This is a genomic window from Caulobacter sp. KR2-114 (genome assembly GCF_049446115.1).
GTDB lineage: Bacteria > Pseudomonadota > Alphaproteobacteria > Caulobacterales > Caulobacteraceae > Acaudatibacter.
This window is the reverse complement of sequence record NZ_JBMSEC010000002.1, coordinates 1,264,722-1,279,660: the sequence shown is the minus strand read 5'-3', so window position 1 is coordinate 1,279,660 and position 14,939 is coordinate 1,264,722. Positions and strand designations below refer to the sequence as shown.

At 72.7% G+C, this 14,939-nt stretch carries 14 protein-coding genes and 1 pseudogene; 10 read left to right on the top strand and 5 right to left on the bottom strand.

The window, feature by feature from the left end; all coding sequences use genetic code 11:
* Positions 1-9: 9 nt before the first annotated feature.
* Together ACO2Q3_RS12340 and ACO2Q3_RS12335 are read left to right on the top strand one after the other, a co-directional pair.
* Positions 10-525, top strand: a pseudogene (locus tag ACO2Q3_RS12340) (MerR family transcriptional regulator); the annotation flags it as partial.
* Between the two features lie 183 nt (positions 526-708).
* Positions 709-1,695 carry a phosphoribosylaminoimidazolesuccinocarboxamide synthase gene (locus ACO2Q3_RS12335; RefSeq protein WP_423306945.1) on the top strand — a complete coding sequence of 329 codons (987 nt, stop codon included), beginning with the start codon at positions 709-711 and terminating at the stop codon, positions 1,693-1,695.
* A 10-nt stretch (positions 1,696-1,705) separates the two neighbouring features.
* On the opposite strand, the gene ACO2Q3_RS12330 is transcribed toward ACO2Q3_RS12335, so the two are convergent.
* Entirely contained in the window at positions 1,706-1,981 is a 276-nt protein-coding gene (locus tag ACO2Q3_RS12330; RefSeq protein WP_423306887.1) for a hypothetical protein, read from the bottom strand.
* Between the two features lie 137 nt (positions 1,982-2,118).
* Positions 2,119-3,621 (bottom strand): hypothetical protein, encoded by a 1,503-nt coding sequence (locus ACO2Q3_RS12325; protein WP_423306886.1) that lies wholly within the window; start codon positions 3,619-3,621, stop codon positions 2,119-2,121.
* Positions 3,622-3,823: 202 nt separating this feature from the next.
* Here ACO2Q3_RS12325 and ACO2Q3_RS12320 point away from each other — a divergent pair, with 202 nt between their 5' ends.
* Positions 3,824-4,525, top strand: a complete 702-nt coding sequence (locus tag ACO2Q3_RS12320) for a hypothetical protein (protein WP_423306885.1) — start codon at positions 3,824-3,826, stop codon at positions 4,523-4,525.
* A gap of 9 nt (positions 4,526-4,534) precedes the next feature.
* Positions 4,535-5,350: a hypothetical protein gene (locus ACO2Q3_RS12315; protein ID WP_423306884.1), complete on the top strand. Its 816-nt coding sequence runs from the start codon at positions 4,535-4,537 to the stop codon at positions 5,348-5,350.
* A 60-nt stretch (positions 5,351-5,410) separates the two neighbouring features.
* On the opposite strand, the gene ACO2Q3_RS12310 is transcribed toward ACO2Q3_RS12315, so the two are convergent.
* Positions 5,411-6,307, bottom strand: coding sequence for a DapH/DapD/GlmU-related protein (locus ACO2Q3_RS12310; protein ID WP_423306883.1), 897 nt, complete (start codon positions 6,305-6,307; stop codon positions 5,411-5,413).
* Positions 6,308-6,599: 292 nt separating this feature from the next.
* Here ACO2Q3_RS12310 and ACO2Q3_RS12305 point away from each other — a divergent pair, with 292 nt between their 5' ends.
* Both ACO2Q3_RS12305 and ACO2Q3_RS12300 read left to right on the top strand, forming a co-directional pair.
* Positions 6,600-6,938 carry a DUF2185 domain-containing protein gene (locus tag ACO2Q3_RS12305; RefSeq protein ID WP_423306882.1) on the top strand — a complete coding sequence of 113 codons (339 nt, stop codon included), beginning with the start codon at positions 6,600-6,602 and terminating at the stop codon, positions 6,936-6,938.
* A gap of 282 nt (positions 6,939-7,220) precedes the next feature.
* Positions 7,221-7,658 (top strand): hypothetical protein, encoded by a 438-nt coding sequence (locus tag ACO2Q3_RS12300; protein WP_423306881.1) that lies wholly within the window; start codon positions 7,221-7,223, stop codon positions 7,656-7,658.
* A gap of 683 nt (positions 7,659-8,341) precedes the next feature.
* On the opposite strand, the gene ACO2Q3_RS12295 is transcribed toward ACO2Q3_RS12300, so the two are convergent.
* A complete protein-coding gene (locus ACO2Q3_RS12295; RefSeq protein ID WP_423306880.1) occupies positions 8,342-9,079 on the bottom strand; it encodes a hypothetical protein in 738 nt (245 codons plus the stop codon).
* Between the two features lie 297 nt (positions 9,080-9,376).
* Between ACO2Q3_RS12295 and ACO2Q3_RS12290 the strand changes: the two genes are divergently transcribed.
* The 3 genes from ACO2Q3_RS12290 (at position 9,377) to ACO2Q3_RS12280 (ending at position 13,090) form a co-directional block, all read left to right on the top strand.
* Positions 9,377-11,002 (top strand): ABC-F family ATP-binding cassette domain-containing protein, encoded by a 1,626-nt coding sequence (locus ACO2Q3_RS12290; RefSeq protein ID WP_423306879.1) that lies wholly within the window; start codon positions 9,377-9,379, stop codon positions 11,000-11,002.
* A gap of 194 nt (positions 11,003-11,196) precedes the next feature.
* Positions 11,197-12,315, top strand: a complete 1,119-nt coding sequence (locus tag ACO2Q3_RS12285; RefSeq protein WP_423306878.1) for a PAS domain S-box protein — start codon at positions 11,197-11,199, stop codon at positions 12,313-12,315.
* Positions 12,316-12,457: 142 nt separating this feature from the next.
* Positions 12,458-13,090, top strand: a complete 633-nt coding sequence (locus ACO2Q3_RS12280) for a NeuD/PglB/VioB family sugar acetyltransferase (protein ID WP_423306877.1) — start codon at positions 12,458-12,460, stop codon at positions 13,088-13,090.
* A gap of 28 nt (positions 13,091-13,118) precedes the next feature.
* Here ACO2Q3_RS12280 and ACO2Q3_RS12275 read toward each other — a convergent pair whose 3' ends face one another.
* Positions 13,119-14,108 (bottom strand): alpha/beta hydrolase, encoded by a 990-nt coding sequence (locus tag ACO2Q3_RS12275; protein ID WP_423306876.1) that lies wholly within the window; start codon positions 14,106-14,108, stop codon positions 13,119-13,121.
* 141 nt (positions 14,109-14,249) lie between these two features.
* Here ACO2Q3_RS12275 and ACO2Q3_RS12270 point away from each other — a divergent pair, with 141 nt between their 5' ends.
* Positions 14,250-14,843, top strand: coding sequence for a hypothetical protein (locus tag ACO2Q3_RS12270; protein ID WP_423306875.1), 594 nt, complete (start codon positions 14,250-14,252; stop codon positions 14,841-14,843).
* Positions 14,844-14,939: the final 96 nt, after the last annotated feature.

The following is a 14,939-nucleotide window of genomic DNA, read 5'->3' as shown; positions in this document are numbered from 1 at the left end:
CCTAGCACGATGCGCCGGGAGGGCGGGGCGGGGGCTGGATATCTAAACCCAGAACCCACCGAACCCCTTCTCTCGTCACCCCGGACAAGGGCGCTGGCAGCGCCCTTGTCCGGGGCCAGCCGGGCCGCCACCGAGACGATCTCCAGGACGGCGCGGCAATGGCGGCGCGCCATCAGGCTCTTCTGGACCCTGGCCCGGTCGGCCCCGGGTCTGCGCTGCGCTTCGCCCGGGGTGACGAGGTTGGGGAATGAAAAACCGCTTGAGCCGGAACCTGGGTCCGGCCCCATAGAAGGGCGTGTCCCATGGAGACGCCGGAATCGGATGAGCGAGCGGTACCTGAGCCCCAGCGAGACGGCGCGGCGCCTCGGCGTCGGCGTGCGGGCGCTGCGGCTCTACGAGCGGCGCGGGCTGGTGCGCCCGGGGCGCACCCAGGCCGGCTGGCGGGTGTATGGGCCCGAGCAGATCGAGCGCCTGCACCAGGTGCTGACGCTGAAGTCGCTCGGGCTGTCGCTGGCGCGCATCACCCAGCTGCTGGACGGGCGGGTGGCCGATCTCTCGGCCCTGCTCGCCCTGCAGGAGGAGGTGCTGACCGCGCGGATCGGCGACCTGCAGCGCGCACGCCGGGCGGTGCAGGCCGCCCGCGGCAAGATCGCGCGTGACAGACGGCTCTCCCTGGACGACCTCATCGACCTTGCCAGGGAGACCACCATGTCCACGATCGACGAAGCCCGCCTCGCCGCCAGCGCTCACCAGGTGCTGCGCGAGGCCATCGACCCGCGCCTGCCCGGCCTCTACCGCGGCAAGGTGCGCGACAACTACGACCTGCCGGACGGGCGGCGCATCCTGGTCACCTCCGACCGGCTGTCGGCGTTCGACCGGGTGCTGTGCTGCGTGCCCTTCAAGGGCCAGGTGCTGAACGGCGTCGCCCGGTGGGCCTTCGAGCAGACCGCGGACCTGTGCCCCAACCACGTGCTGGACTATCCCGACCCGAACATCGTCGTCGGCCGGCGGCTGCAGATCCTGCCGGTGGAGATCGTCGTGCGCGGCTATCTGGCGGGGACCACCAGCACCTCGATCCTGACCCAGTACCGCGCCGGCCGGCGGCAGATGTACGGCCACAGCCTGCCCGACGGCCTGGTCCCCAACCAGGCGCTGGCGGCGCCGATCATCACCCCCACCAGCAAGGCCGCCGACGGCGCGCACGACGAGCCGCTGACCGAGGACGAGATCCTGGCGCGCGGCCTCTTGAGCCCCGACCAGTGGCGGCAGGTCAGCCAGACCGCCCTGGCCCTGTTCGCCCGCGGCCAGGCGCTGGCCGCCGAGCGCGGCCTGATCCTGGCCGACACCAAGTACGAGTTCGGCGTCGACGCCGAGGGGACCCTGCGGCTGGCCGACGAGATCCATACCCCCGACTCCAGCCGCTACTGGCGCGCCGACAGCTACGCCCAGCGGCTGGCCGCCGGCGAGGCGCCCGACAGCTTCGACAAGGACGTGATCCGCGCCTGGGTCGCCGAACGCTGCGATCCCTATGCGGACGAGGTTCCGGAGATCCCGCCGGAGCTGATCTGGAAGACCGCCCTGACCTACGTCGAGGCGCACGAGCGCATCACCGGCCGCCCGTTCGACCCGCCGCAACCCGCCCCGCCGGTGGCCGAGCGCGTGCTGGCGGCGCTTGCGGGTTTCCACGGGGGCTGAGACCGGTGGCTCAGCGCACCGTCTCCTTCTCCCGGGGGGCCGACACGCGGCGGGTCCGGGCCTGGGCCTTCGGCTTGGGCAGCAGCCGGAAGCGCGTCTGGCACCAGGCGAAGTCGACGCCCACGTCCAGCAGGGCGTCGGACCGGCCGCACGGGCAGGCGAACTCCATCACCGCGACCACCCGGTAGGTCTCCCCGGCGCGAAGCGGAACCGGCCGTCCCGTGGCGTGGTTCGGGGCGGCGTTGACGCACAGAACCAGGTCACCGGGGCCGACAGCGTCGCTCATGGCATCCATCCCTTGCCCTGCAAAGATGAGCGCGCCACCCCGCAGCGGCAAGAGCCGCCCGCCCTCCAGCCCGGTGGCGCCTCGACGGCGCTGAGGTCGAGCCGGGCCGGGAATGCCACTGGGGAACAGGTATCGTGTCAGCGCGCCGCCTGCAGCGCGGCGGCGCGGCCGCGTTCGGCGCCCAGGCGGCCGGGGGCCAGGGCGAGGGCGGCGTCGAAGGCGGCGACGGCTTCGCGGGGGCGGCCGAGGCGGGCCAGCAGCTCGCCCAGCTGCTCGCGGGCCGGTACGATGGGGCCGGGGGTCAGCGGCAGCTTCTCCAGGGCGTCCTCCTCGTCGGCGGCGGCGGTCAGATCGGCGACGGCGGCCTCGCCCTGGCCCAGGGCGGCGGCGCGCCAGGCCTGGGCCGACTTCAGCAGCACGTCGGTCTGAGCCGCCCAGTAGGCGTCGTGCTGGGCGACCAGGGCGTCGCGGCATGCCTGAAGCTGGGCGATGTCGGCGTCGGCGGCCTGCGGCGCCGGGGTCGCGCCGCGCACCTGGCCCAGCGCGCGGGCCCACCAGACCAGCGCGGCCACCTGCGGCGACGAGCCGGCCATCGGCGTCAGTCGCGCGGCGCCGGCCCAGTCGCCGGTCTCCACGGCCAGGCGCACCGGCATGGCGTTGCCGGCATAGCCGATCTTGAAGCCGCCGCCCGACAGCCCGGGCAGGGTGGCGAGCTCGGCGACCTGCCGGCGGGCCTCCTCGACCCGGCCGCGCTGCAGGTAGGCGTAGGTCAGGTAGTCCATGGCGTGCAGCGCCTCGCCGACGTCGCCCTGGGCGCGCGCGGCGTCCCGCGCGGCGATGTTGGAGGCGATCGAGTCGTCCCACAGGCCCAGCCGGGTGAAGATGTGCGAGGGCATGTGCAGGGCGTGCGGCGCCGAGGGGGCGATCTTCGCATAGGCCCGGGCGGCGGGCAGGCCGCGCTGGGCCAGGGCGGCGCTGTCGTAGGCGTGGATCAGATAGTGCGGCGCGCCGGGGTGATCGGGATGACGCCGCCAGATCGGCTCCAGGATGTCGGCGGCCATCGCCTGGCGCGCGTGGGTGCGGTCGCCGGGCGAGGCGGTGGCGATCAGCGACAGGGCGTAGAAGGCGGCGATCTCGTCGTCCGCCGGCCAGGCGCGGGCCGCCGCGGCCATGGCGCCTGAATAGCGCAGGGCGCGCGCGGCGGGCGGGACGCTGTCGGCGTCTGCATAGTAGCTGGCCAGGGCGTCGATCAGCGCGCGCTCGCGCGAGCTGACTGGCCCGGACGCCGCCCCCGCCTGCGCCAGGCGGATCTCGGCCTGGCCCGCCGCCAGCCCGGCGCCGGCCGGCGTGTCCCACAGCTGGTGGTAGTGGGTCATCGCCCGGCCCCAGTGGGCCATGGCACAGGCCGGGTCGCGCGCGGCGACATCGGCGAAGGCCTTGTCGGCGTCCTCGTAGGCGAAGGAATGCAGCAACGCCACCGCGCGGTCGAAGGCCGCGGCGACGGCCGGCGCGCACGTGGTTGCGAAGCGGACCTGGCCCAGGTGCTCGGGCGCCGGGTGGTGGTGATGCTCCTCCTGCGCCGCCGCCGCGCCGGGCAGGGCGATGGCCAGCCCGATCAGCATCGCCAGAGGCCTTCTCATGCCCTCACCTCGTGTTGCGCCTGCCATTGGGCGGTCAGCATACCTGACCCCCCAGGCCGCGCGCCCACTTTCGTCGTCCGGAGAGCCGGGGCGGCGGGGATTGCGCCTCCGCTTTCCCGTACCGCCCAGCAACCTTGACGCTAAGCCGGGCCTGGCGGCATGGTAAGCTTGGCTTTGGGGTTGAGCCGCTTTGGGGGGGCTAATGCGAGGCGTTGTTTCTCGCCGCGGCGTGTTCGCGGCGGCGGCGGTTGTCGTCTGCCCACGCATGGCCCTGGCGGCGGCCGCGACGTTCCCGGATTTCATCGCCCCCGGCGCCGAAAAGCTCATCGCGTTCGGTGGCGACGACCTGGCGATCTCGGCCTATCCGCTGACCAGCCCGCAGGATCAGAAGCTGTATTTCGGCCTCGACCTGGGCGCGGCGGGCGTGCTGCCGATCTGGCTGTCCATCAGCAACCGCTCGTCGACCACGCGCTACCTGCTGGACGCCGACGACATCAGGCTGGCCTACGGGCAGGCGCCGGTCCAGGCGGCCGAGCGCTCGCGCAGCACGGTCGACGACACCGGCGGCGCGGTGGTCGAGAACGTCGCCGCCGTCGGCATGGCCGCCGGTCCGATCGGCCTGGCCGTCTCCCTGCCGATACTGATGATGTCCGGCAACCAGATCGCGCGGCAGGACGACGTGCGACGCAATCTGATGGTCCGGCAGCTCTATTCGAAGACGCTCGCACCGGGCCAGTCGGCCGCCGGCTTCGTCTACTGCAAGGTCGCAAAGACGTCCGTGGACCTGAGCCAGCTGCGGCTCAGCCTCCGCGTGAGGCCCGTTCCGGCGCCGCCCGGCGCCGCCGGCACGGTGTTCCAGACGGCCCTGGCCCTCCAGGCGCCCAGCGCGCCCTCAACCCCCTGAAGGACCCCCATGAGCAAATTCCCTAGGATTCTCGGCCTGGCGCTGACGACGGCCGTGCTGCTCCCGCCCGGTCTGGCGTCCGCCCAGGCCGCCGGCGCCGCGAGCGCGCCGACGGTCGATGCGTCGTCTTCGCCGGCCGCAGCCCCGTCCGCATCCGCCCCGGCCGCATCCGCGCCCGCCTCATCGACCCCGCCCGCATCGACTGCGCCCGCAGGTCCGTCGGCGCCCGCAGGTCCGTCGGCGCCCGCAGCGCCGGCCGGCGCCGCCGGGACCGCGCCGACCTCGCCGGCGGCGGCGCCGTCTTCCGCGCCGGCCGCCGCCGCCGCCGGCGCGCAGGCGCACATCCCCGTGGCCCTGGTCATCACGCCCGAGTTCAAGGCGGTGGTCTGGACGCACACCTCGGAGCTGTTTCGCCCGATGTACCAGCTGGGAGACGTCAACAACCTCGGCGTCGCGACAGCCGCCACGCTGGAGGATACGCTGAAGGCGATGGCGCTGGACGTGCGCGTGGTCGACTCGCCCGATGAGGCGCAGAAGCTGACGGGCGTGAGCTACGTCCTGGTGCCCACCATCCAGCGCTTCGAACAGCACAACAAGGGGCTGACCACCTTCGCCCCGTTCGTCGAGACGATCGTCGTGCAGTGGAAGGTGGTCGACGCCAAGGGCGCCACCGTCCTCCTCGACACGGCGCTGGCCACGGCCACCGGAAAGCTCGGCAACAACTTCGTCGCGGCGGACCACGCCAAGGCCATCGAAAAGTCCATGCTCGCCGACCTGCGGGACAAGTCGACGACGCTGCTGCACCCGGTGCTGGTCAGTCAGTAGCGGCCCGGGCGTTCGGGGACGTTCAGGCGGGGGCGCGCCCCCGCCATTCCCGCGCCGCGGTCAGTTCTTGTGCAGCGCGGCGTTCAGGCCGGACCAGGCGGCGTTGCGGGGCACGACTTCCAGGGCGCCGGTCTGCGAGTTGCGGCGGTAGAGCAGGTTGGAGGCGCCCGACAGCTCCAGCGCCTTGACCACCTTCCCGTCCGGGAAGGTCACGCGCGAGCCGGCGGTGACGTAGCAGCCCGCCTCGACGATGCAGTTGTCGCCCAGCGAGATACCGATCCCGGCGTTGGCCCCCAGCAGGCACCGTTCGCCGATGCGGATCACCTCGCGCCCGCCGCCCGACAGGGTGCCCATGATCGAGGCGCTGCCACCGATGTCGGAGCCGTCGCCGACCACCACGCCGGCGCTGATCCGCCCCTCGACCATCGAGGCGCCCAGGGTGCCGGCGTTGAAGTTGCAGAACCCCTCGTGCATCACCGTGGTGCCCGGCGACAGGTGCGCGCCCAGCCGCACCCGGTCGGCGTCGGCGATGCGCACGCCCTCGGGGATGACGTAGTCGGTCATGCGCGGGAACTTGTCGATGCAGGGGATCTGCAGGACGTGCGCCTGGTCCTGCAGCTGCGCGCGCAGCGCCTGCACCCGCGCGGGCAGCACCGGACCGGCCGAGGTCCAGGCGACGTTGTTCAGCAGGCCGAAGGCGCCCTCCAGGTTCAGGGTGTTCGGCCGGAAGGCCAGCTCGGACAACAGGTGCAGCCGCAGATACACGTCCTCGGCGCTCGCCGGCGCCGCATCCGGCGACGAGAGCGTGACGGTGACGAAGTCGCCCGCGATCAGCCCCAGCGTCTCGGCCAGGCAATGGCGCGCGATGCGCTCGTCACCCTGCGGGAACCAGACGTCCAGCGTCTTGCCCGACGCCGTGTCGCGATAACGATGTCCGGTCCTCGTGATGGCGCTCATGCCTGCTCCCCTGGTCTCACGTTCGAATCCCGCCGCCATACCCCAGACTCCGCCGGGACAGGATACCTAATCCCCATGACCCCTTCCCGCGGCTGCCCGCCGATCCACGCCGGCGGTCGGGCGACCGGGAAGCTTTCCCGCCGGCGCGACCCGGCGTAGTGGCGGCGCATGGAGCCGGACTACGCCAGCGCGAGCGCCGGGGGCACAACAGGCGCTTGCGTCTGCGGCATTGGACTCAGCGGGAAAATCGGGCGATCACCGAGTCCGTCCGCAGCCGCTAGGATCCGAGACCGTGAAAGCGTTTCGCCTGAGAGCCGACCAGATCCGCCCCCTTGCGCCCGGTCGGGGCGGGGCCATCGCCAGCGACAGAATTCCGGTCGACGGCATGCCCGTCGGTTACATGTACAGGACCGCGCCAAGCAATCCGCACGACAGCGGCTGGGCGTTCCTCGCGGGCGACGAGGACGAGGCGTACATGGAAGACGCGACCCGGCACGCCATCTACGACGTGAACACGATCGCGAACTACGATCCGGAGATCATACCGCTCCTGGACGCGCCGATCGGGTCGGCCTTCATCCGCGGCCCGGATGGTTTCGTTCCCGACCCCGAGGGGGCGCCGCAGGATTGACGCGGCGCTTGGTTCCGCTGCTGCCCGGGTGAGAGGGGGCTTGCGGCGCTAACTTCGTGAACCGTTCGGGCCACCGCTCGCGACCCTTTGCAAACGTGGGGAAAAACTCGCCCGCGGAGGTCGGCGTACAGGGTGTGGTGATAAGCGCGACTATACCTGATCAGTTCAGAGCTGGAACCAAGCTGTTTCACTTCTCGTTTGTAGTCGAACGGAACAGCCGGCGGGCCTTTGGCCTTCGCCAGAAGAGGTGATGCTATGAAAATCCTTACAGCTGCGTTCGCGATGAGTTCGTTGCTCGCCACGGTCAGTGCGGGTTCGATGATTCCGACGACGGCCAACGCCGACACGGTCGAGAAGACCTATGTCGCCTGCAACCAATACGGTGATTGCTGGCGCGTGCACCAGCGCTATGCTTACGGTCGTGATGCGCCGATCACCTATTACAATTCCGATTGGTACGACGCCCACCAGAACGACGAGCACGTCCATTGGCGCCCCGACCCGGTCAGCGACCGCGGCTACTATGAGCGCGACGGCAGCTGGCACGACGATCCGGGCGCGCGCGCCCTGGTGGGCGGCGCCAAGGGCGCCGGCGTCGGCGCGGCCATCGGCTGCATCGTGACCCTGCCGATCGGTTGCGCCCCGGGCGCGGCGGTGGGCGCGGCGGTGGGCGGCGGCACGGGCGCCGCGGTCGGCGCGGCCACCACCCCGGACCACTAGGTCCGCAAGCCACGATATCGGCGTCAGCGGCCCTCGGCCGCGGCGCCGCCCTGGAGGAGGTCCGGACCGGTTCCGGGCCTCCTTCTGCGTTTCTGGGACGGTAGAAGCCCCGTGTGCTTTGCATCATGACCGGAACGACGGGTGCGCCGAGGGGGCGGCCAAGCCGAACGCCTCCTGCAGCTCCAGACCATCGCCGCCGAGCGCCAGGGCAACCGTATCGCCCCTTGGACGCGGCGGCGTCCGAGCCGGCGGAGGCCTTCATTCTCAGGCGGCGAAACCGGCCCCACGTTCGGCCGACAGTCTGCAGGCGCGCTCGGCGCACGGCAGGTTCCGGCGCAGAACGGTGACCAGGGCTGACCGGGAGCGCCAACCGCGCCCCCGACCATCGCCACGATAGCAAGACCCATCCGCCGGCGGCCCCGGCCACGAGGTCGCGGCGACGCCCGGCTGGGCCGGCAGGTGGCGCAGCCGTGCGGATCAAGGTCTGGCCATACATAGCGGTTCGCCCCGCCCGCAGGATCTGCGGGCGGGGCGGCTGGCGACAGGGTGCGCTATTCGCAGCGGATGTTCGACCATCCCGGCGCTTCGTCTCCTCCTGGCGCCGCGGCTGGTTCACACGGGCGCCGGACCGGAGGTCCCCGCAAGGGCGGCGACGTCCAGCCGACGCCTCCTGCGGGGAACCGCTATTGCGGGGTCACTCGCGTCGTCGTGGTCACCTGGTCGCTGGCGGGGGCTGCCGCGCCCGTCGTGGTGTGGTGGGTCACCCGGGTGTGGGTGGTGGCGTGGCCGGCGCGATGCCGGGTGGTGGTGGTCGTGGTCTCGACCTGCGGGGCCGGAGGCGGCGTCTGGGCGGCGGCGATGGCCGCGGCGTCGCGCGCATTGGCGGCGGCGTCGGCCGAGGCGGCGGCGGACTTCTCGGCGGCCTCGGCGCGGGCGTTGGCGTCGGCGGCCTGCTGCTGGGCGTCAGCCGCCTGCTGGCGGGCGGCGGCCACCTGGTCCTGGGCGTTCGCGGCGGCGTCGGCGGCCTGGTTCTGGGCGGCGGCGACCTGGTCGCGGGCGGCGTCGGCGTTTGCCCGCTCGGCCTCGCGGGCGGAGGCCAGGGCGGCGTCCTTGTGCTGCTGCGAGACGCCGATGGCCGTGTCGGCCAGGGCCGAGGCGCGGATCGCCTCCTGGATCGCCAGGTCCTTGTGGCCGTCGGCGAAGTCTTCCCGGGCGCTGGCGAGTTGGGCGCGGGCCTCGGCCGTGTCGCGCGGGGCCTCGGTCGCGCTGCCCAGGGTCTCGGCGGTGTGGATCTTGGCCTCCGCGGCGGCGAGGGCTTCGCGGGCGCGGTCGGTCTTGTCGTACGCGGCCGCCGGGGACGCCACGGCAAGGGTCAGGGCGCTCGACGCAAGCAAGGTCGCGAGAATGGTGTGGCGAAGCATAGGTCTTCTCCTGCAATGGCAACGCGGGTCGCCGACCTCGACGATCGGCGCCCTGGTCAAGGCGACAAGCGATCCGGGTTGGCGTCCGCCTGCAACGGCTGAAGACTGGATACGTTTCAGCTTAACCGTGAAAAGCGGCCGCGAAATCCGCGGTCTTTCGGCCTGAACACTTCGGCTGGCGATGGCGGAAACCTGAGCGCCGAGGCCGGCGGGCGCGACCGCCCAGGGCTTGGCCGACGCCGGCCCCCGCCGTCCGAGGGTGGCGTTCCGCCGGCGCCCGCGCTAGCAGACCGCCGCATGATCCGCCTCGACAACATCTCCAAGCAGAACGGCCACCAGATCCTGTTCATCGAGGCCTCGATGAACATCCTGAAGGGCGAGAAGGTCGGGCTGGTCGGCCCCAACGGCGCGGGCAAGACGACGCTGTTTCGCATGATCACCGGCCAGGAGCCGCCCGACGACGGCCTGGTGGCGATCGATGCCGGGATGAGGCTCGGCTATTTCAGCCAGGACGTCGGCGAGATGTCGGGCCAGAGCGCGGTCGCCGCGGTGATGGACGGCGTCGGCCCGGTCAGCGAACTGGCCGCCGAGATGGCGCGGCTCGAGGCGGCGATGGTCGACCCGGACCAGGCCGACCAACTGGAGGCGATCATCGAGCGCTATGGCGACGTGCAGGCGCGCTTCGAGGAGCTGGACGGCTATGCGCTGGAGGCGCGGGCGCGCGAGGTGCTGGCGGGCCTGAGCTTCAGCCAGGAGCGGATGGACGGCGACGTCGGCCAGCTGTCCGGGGGCTGGAAGATGCGCGTGGCCCTGGCGCGCATCCTGCTGATGCGGCCCGACGGCATGCTGCTGGACGAGCCCAGCAACCACCTGGACCTGGAAAGCCTGATCTGGCTGGAGGCCTTCCTCAAGGCCTACGACGGCGCCCTGCTGATCACCTCGCACGACCGCGCCTTCATGAACCGCATCATCGGCAAGGTGGTGGAGATCGACGCCGGGTCTCTGGTGACCTATTCCGGCGACCTCGACTTCTACGACCAGCAGCGCGCGCTCAGCGAACAGCAGCGCCAGGCGCAGTATGAGCGCCAGCAGGCCATGCTGGCCAAGGAAGTGAAGTTCATCGAGCGGTTCAAGGCGCGCGCCTCGCACGCCGCCCAGGTGCAGAGCCGGGTCAAGAAGCTCGACAAGATCGAGCGGGTCGAGCCGCCGCGCCGCCGCCAGTCGGTGCAGTTCGAGTTCAGGAGCCCGCCCCGGTCGGGCGACGACGTGATCAGCCTGCGCGACGTGCACAAGGGCTATGGCGACCAGCCGATCTACCAGGGGCTGGACTTCCTGGTGCGGCGCAAGGAGCGCTGGTGCGTGCTGGGCGCCAATGGCGCGGGCAAGTCGACGCTGCTGAAGCTGGTGGCCGGCGCCACCGCGCCCGACCGCGGGGCGGTCAGCCTCGGCGCCAGCGTCCGGATGGGCTATTTCGCCCAGCACTCGATGGATTTGCTGGACGGCGAGGAGACGATCTTCGAGTCGCTGGACGGGTCGTTCCCGCAGGCGGGGCAGGGGGCGCTGCGCACCCTGGCGGGATGCTTCGGCTTCTCCGGCGACGATGTCGAAAAGCCCTGCCGGGTGCTGTCCGGCGGCGAGAAGGCGCGGCTGGTGATGGCCAAGATGCTGTTCGATCCGCCGAACCTGCTGGTGCTGGACGAGCCGACCAACCACCTCGACATGGTCACCAAGGAGATGCTGGTGGCGGCCCTCGCCGACTTCGAGGGCACCATGCTGTTCGTCTCGCACGACCGCCACTTCCTGTCGGCCCTGTCGAACCGGGTGCTGGAGCTGACCCCCGAGGGCGTCCACCAGTACGGCGGCGGCTATAGCGAATACGTCGCCCGCACCGGCCAGGAAGCGCCCGGCCTGCACCCGGGCTAGGGGGCGAGGCGCGGGCGCCGCCGCGAGGACGAAATCCGCCGGCGCATTGATGTCGCGCAAAGTCGCCCGGCGGCGGCGGTCCAATGTGCCCGCGCGCCCTTCCTTCGAACGGCGCGGCGGAGACGGCGGATGGGCGGCAGGGACCTGCGCGACGCGGCGGCGATGGCGCCCCGGGGACGGGTCTGCTTCGGGCCGTGACGGCGACGGGCGGGTTCCTGATCGCCGTGGCCCTGCTGGGCGGCCTGGCGCTGCTGGCGTACGCCCACGTGCGGGCCGAGCGCCTCAGGGGCCAGGCGAACCAGCAGCTGGCGGCGGCGCAGGCCCGGCTCAGGGCCATCGTCGAGACCGCCACGGACGCCATCCTGGTGATCGACGAGACCGGCGTCATCCAGTCGTCGAACCCGGCGGCGGCGGCGATGTTCGGCTGGGCCGCCGACGAGCTCCTGGGCGAAAACGTGACGATGCTGATGCCCGAGCCGCACCGCTCGGCCCACGCAGGCTATCTGGCCGCGTATCTGGCCGGCGGCGAGGGTCGGATCCAGCGGTCGGGCCGGGAGGTCGAGGCGCTGCGCAAGGACGGCGCCCTGCTGACCGTCGACCTGGCCGTCGCCGAGTGGCGCGACGGCGAGACCCGTTATTTCACGGGCCTGCTGCGCGACGTCACCGCGCGCAAGCTCGTCGAGACCCAGCGCCAGCAGGCGGCGCAGCGCGAACTGGTCGTGCGCGAGCTGCGCCACCGGATCAACAACATGTTCGCGGTGATCGGCTCTCTGGTTCAGGCGACGGCGCGATCGCAGCCCGACGTCGCGACCTACCGCGACGCCCTGCTGGCGCGGGTCTCGGCCTTCGGCGCGGCCCAGGTCGAGCTTGCCCGCCAGGGCTGGACCTCCAGGTCGCTGCGCGAGCTGGTGGCGTTCGAGCTGCGGCCCTATGGCGAGGCCGCCGACCGCATCTCGCTGCAGGGGCCCGACCTCGAGCTCAACGCCGCGGCGGCGGAGAACCTGTCGATGATCGTGCATGAGCTGGCGACCAACGCCGTCAAGTACGGCTCGCTCAGCGACGCTCGCGGCCGGCTCGACATCCGCTGGTCGCTGGCGCGCGCCGAGGACCGGCTGGCGTTCGAGTGGATCGAAACCGGCGGACCGCCGGTCGCCCCGCAGCGGCGCAAGGGGTTCGGCTCCCTGGTGATCGAGGCCGGCGCCCGCTCGCTGGGCGGCGCCGCGACCCTGACCTTCGAGCCGGCCGGCTGCCGGTGCCGCATCACGGCGCCGGCGGCGCGCAACCTGGCGGCGGATCCGCAGCCCGCGGCCTGAGGGCGTTCGTGCGCTGGCGGACCGAAACAACTGCTGGCGCGCCGCGGCGCGGAATGCCCGGCGCCGATGAGCCCGCTTCCTTCGCCTCGCCGAACAGGGCAGCGTGCGCGACCGTGCGGCGGGACGTGCGGGGAGCGGACGGATGAAGCCTCTGGTGATGGTGGGCGCGGGTCAGGCGGCGCTGCCGCGGATCATCGCCGAGGCGGCGGCGGCCGGCGGCGCGCCGCTGGCGGGCTACCTGGACGTCGGGCCGCAGCCGCCGGCCCCGGCGACGCCGCTGACGCGGCTGGGGGACGAGGAGCGGCTGCAGGACCCGGCGTTCCTGGCGGCCTTCGACCTGGCGGTGGCCGTACAAGGGCCGGCGCGGCGCATGCTGTGCGAGCGGCTGCTGGGGATCGGCGCGGGTCTGCCGGTCGTGCGCCATCCGTCGGCGGTGGTCTCGGCCACGGCCGTGATCGGGGCCGGCACGGTGCTGTCGGCCGGCGCGATCGTGCAGTCCGACGCCCGGGTCGGACGGTTCTGCGTGCTGAACACCGCCTGCAGCGTGGACCACGACAATGTGGTCGGCGACTACGTCTCGTTCGGGCCGGGCTCGCATACCGCCGGGCGGGTGACGGTGCTGGAGGGCAGCTTCATCGGCCTGGGCGCGCTGATCATCAACGGCGTCACCGTGGGCCCCCGCGCCACCGTGGGGGCCGGCGCGGTGGTGGTGCGCGATGTCGCCGAGGGGACGACGGTGGTCGGCAACCCGGCGCGGGTGCTGGCCAGGGGGTGAGGCGCGCAAGGGGGGACGGGCGCCTGCTTCAGCGCGCTTGCGCCAGCACCTGAGCGACGGCGGTGACCACAGCCTCCGGACGTTCCAGCGGGATGCCGTGGCCGGCATCGACGAGGCGGCGCTCGCCGCGGGCGGAGAGGGCGGCGATCTCGTCGTGCATGGCGCGCCACGCCTGGTGGCGCGCGGCAGCCTCGGCGGCGCTCTCGCCCGGCCGCGGCAGGGCGTTGCCGGCCGCGGTGAGCACGATCAGCGGCATGTCGCCCAGCGGCGGCGCGCCCGGCGGCCGGCTGGCGGCGAGCGCCTGGCGCGCGGCGACGACCTGATCCGAACTGGCGCCGCCCGTCGCCGCCGACTCCGAGCGCAGCGCCCGCCACCACCCCGGCGCGGTGCGCTGGGCTTCGCGGGCGGCGCATAGCGCCGGCGTCAGCCAGGACGGCGGGGCGCCGACGGCGCGGGCGTGGTCGGGCGTTCCGGGGACCAAGGCGCCGGCGCGCGCCAGACGGTCGAGCCGGCCATAGTCGGCGAGCATCTGGCGTCGCCGGTCCTCGCTCTGCCGATCGCCGCGCACCGCGTCGAGCCGCCGGTCCTGATGCGCGCTGGCGCTGTCCACCGCCACCAGGCCGGCGATCTCGTGGGGGTGGCGCAGGGCGAACAGCTGCATGGCCAGCCCGCCGGCGGACCAGCCGACCAGCACATAGGGCGGGGCAAGGTCCAGCGCCTGCAGCGCCGCGCGCAGGTCCTCGACCACCGCGCCGGCGGTGCGGGGCAGGGGGCCGGGGTCGCTGAAGCCGAGGCCGGCCTTGTCGAAGGCGACGGTGCGTACCTCCCGAGCCAGCTCACGCTGCACGCGCCACCACTCCAGGGTGGTGTTGATCAGGCCGGGGGCGAGGATCACCGCCGGCCCGCCCTCGCCGGCGAGCATCAGGTTCAGCCGCCGTCGCCGGCCGATCCTGACCAGCGTCTGTGGCGCGGCATAGTGCTGGTCCAGCCACGGTTCCGGCGCTGCCAGTGGTCCCATGCGAATCTCTCCTCCCCGCCGCCCCGCCGACCAGTCTCGGTCCGGGCCGGGGAGGGGGCCAGGGGGTTCGCGGCGCAGGCTGGCCGCTTCCGCGCCCGCGCGCCCGTGCTACAGAGGACGCATCCCAGGGGGGAAACACGCATGGTCACACGTCTGCGGGCGGTCGGCGGCCTGGCCGCGATCGCCGTCACCGTCCTGAGCGCGGCGGGCGCGGTCGCGGAGACGCCGGACCCGGGCTGCGTGTCGCGGCCGGACTGCCGTTTCGTCGGCGCCGTGACCTTGCGCACCGACCAGGGCGTCAAGACCCCCGCGCTCAACCGCAACATGCCGTTCCTGCGCCAGATCGGCGGCCATCAGCGCCTGTGGCTGGTGCTGGGCGAGCGGGTGGACCTGCGCGTCGGCGGCCCCGGCGAGCCGCCGCTGACCGTCGTCGCCCACGGCCAGGCCAGCGACCCGCCCCGGCCCGGCGGGACGCTGAAGGACATGGTCGAGGTGGAGTTCGCCCAGATGGACGGCTCGACCTTGACCAACCTGACGGTGCGCAACGGCTATGCGCGCCCCCTGCTGTACAAGGCCTTCCTGCTGTCCAAGGGCGGGGACGAACGTCACACCAGCACCTGCCCGGTGCTGCCCGGGGTGTTTTCCATGGAGAACTGGCAGGGGCCGCTGGTGGAGATCGACCTGGCCGACTTCCAACTCGGCGACCCTGCCGGGACCACCATCACCTGCCAGTGAGGGCCTGCCCTCCGACCCCAGGCGCCAGAACCGATGCTGTCAGCAGCGTGGCCCCGTCACGCGCCTTTCACTCGACCCGGCCCCGACCCGGGCCTA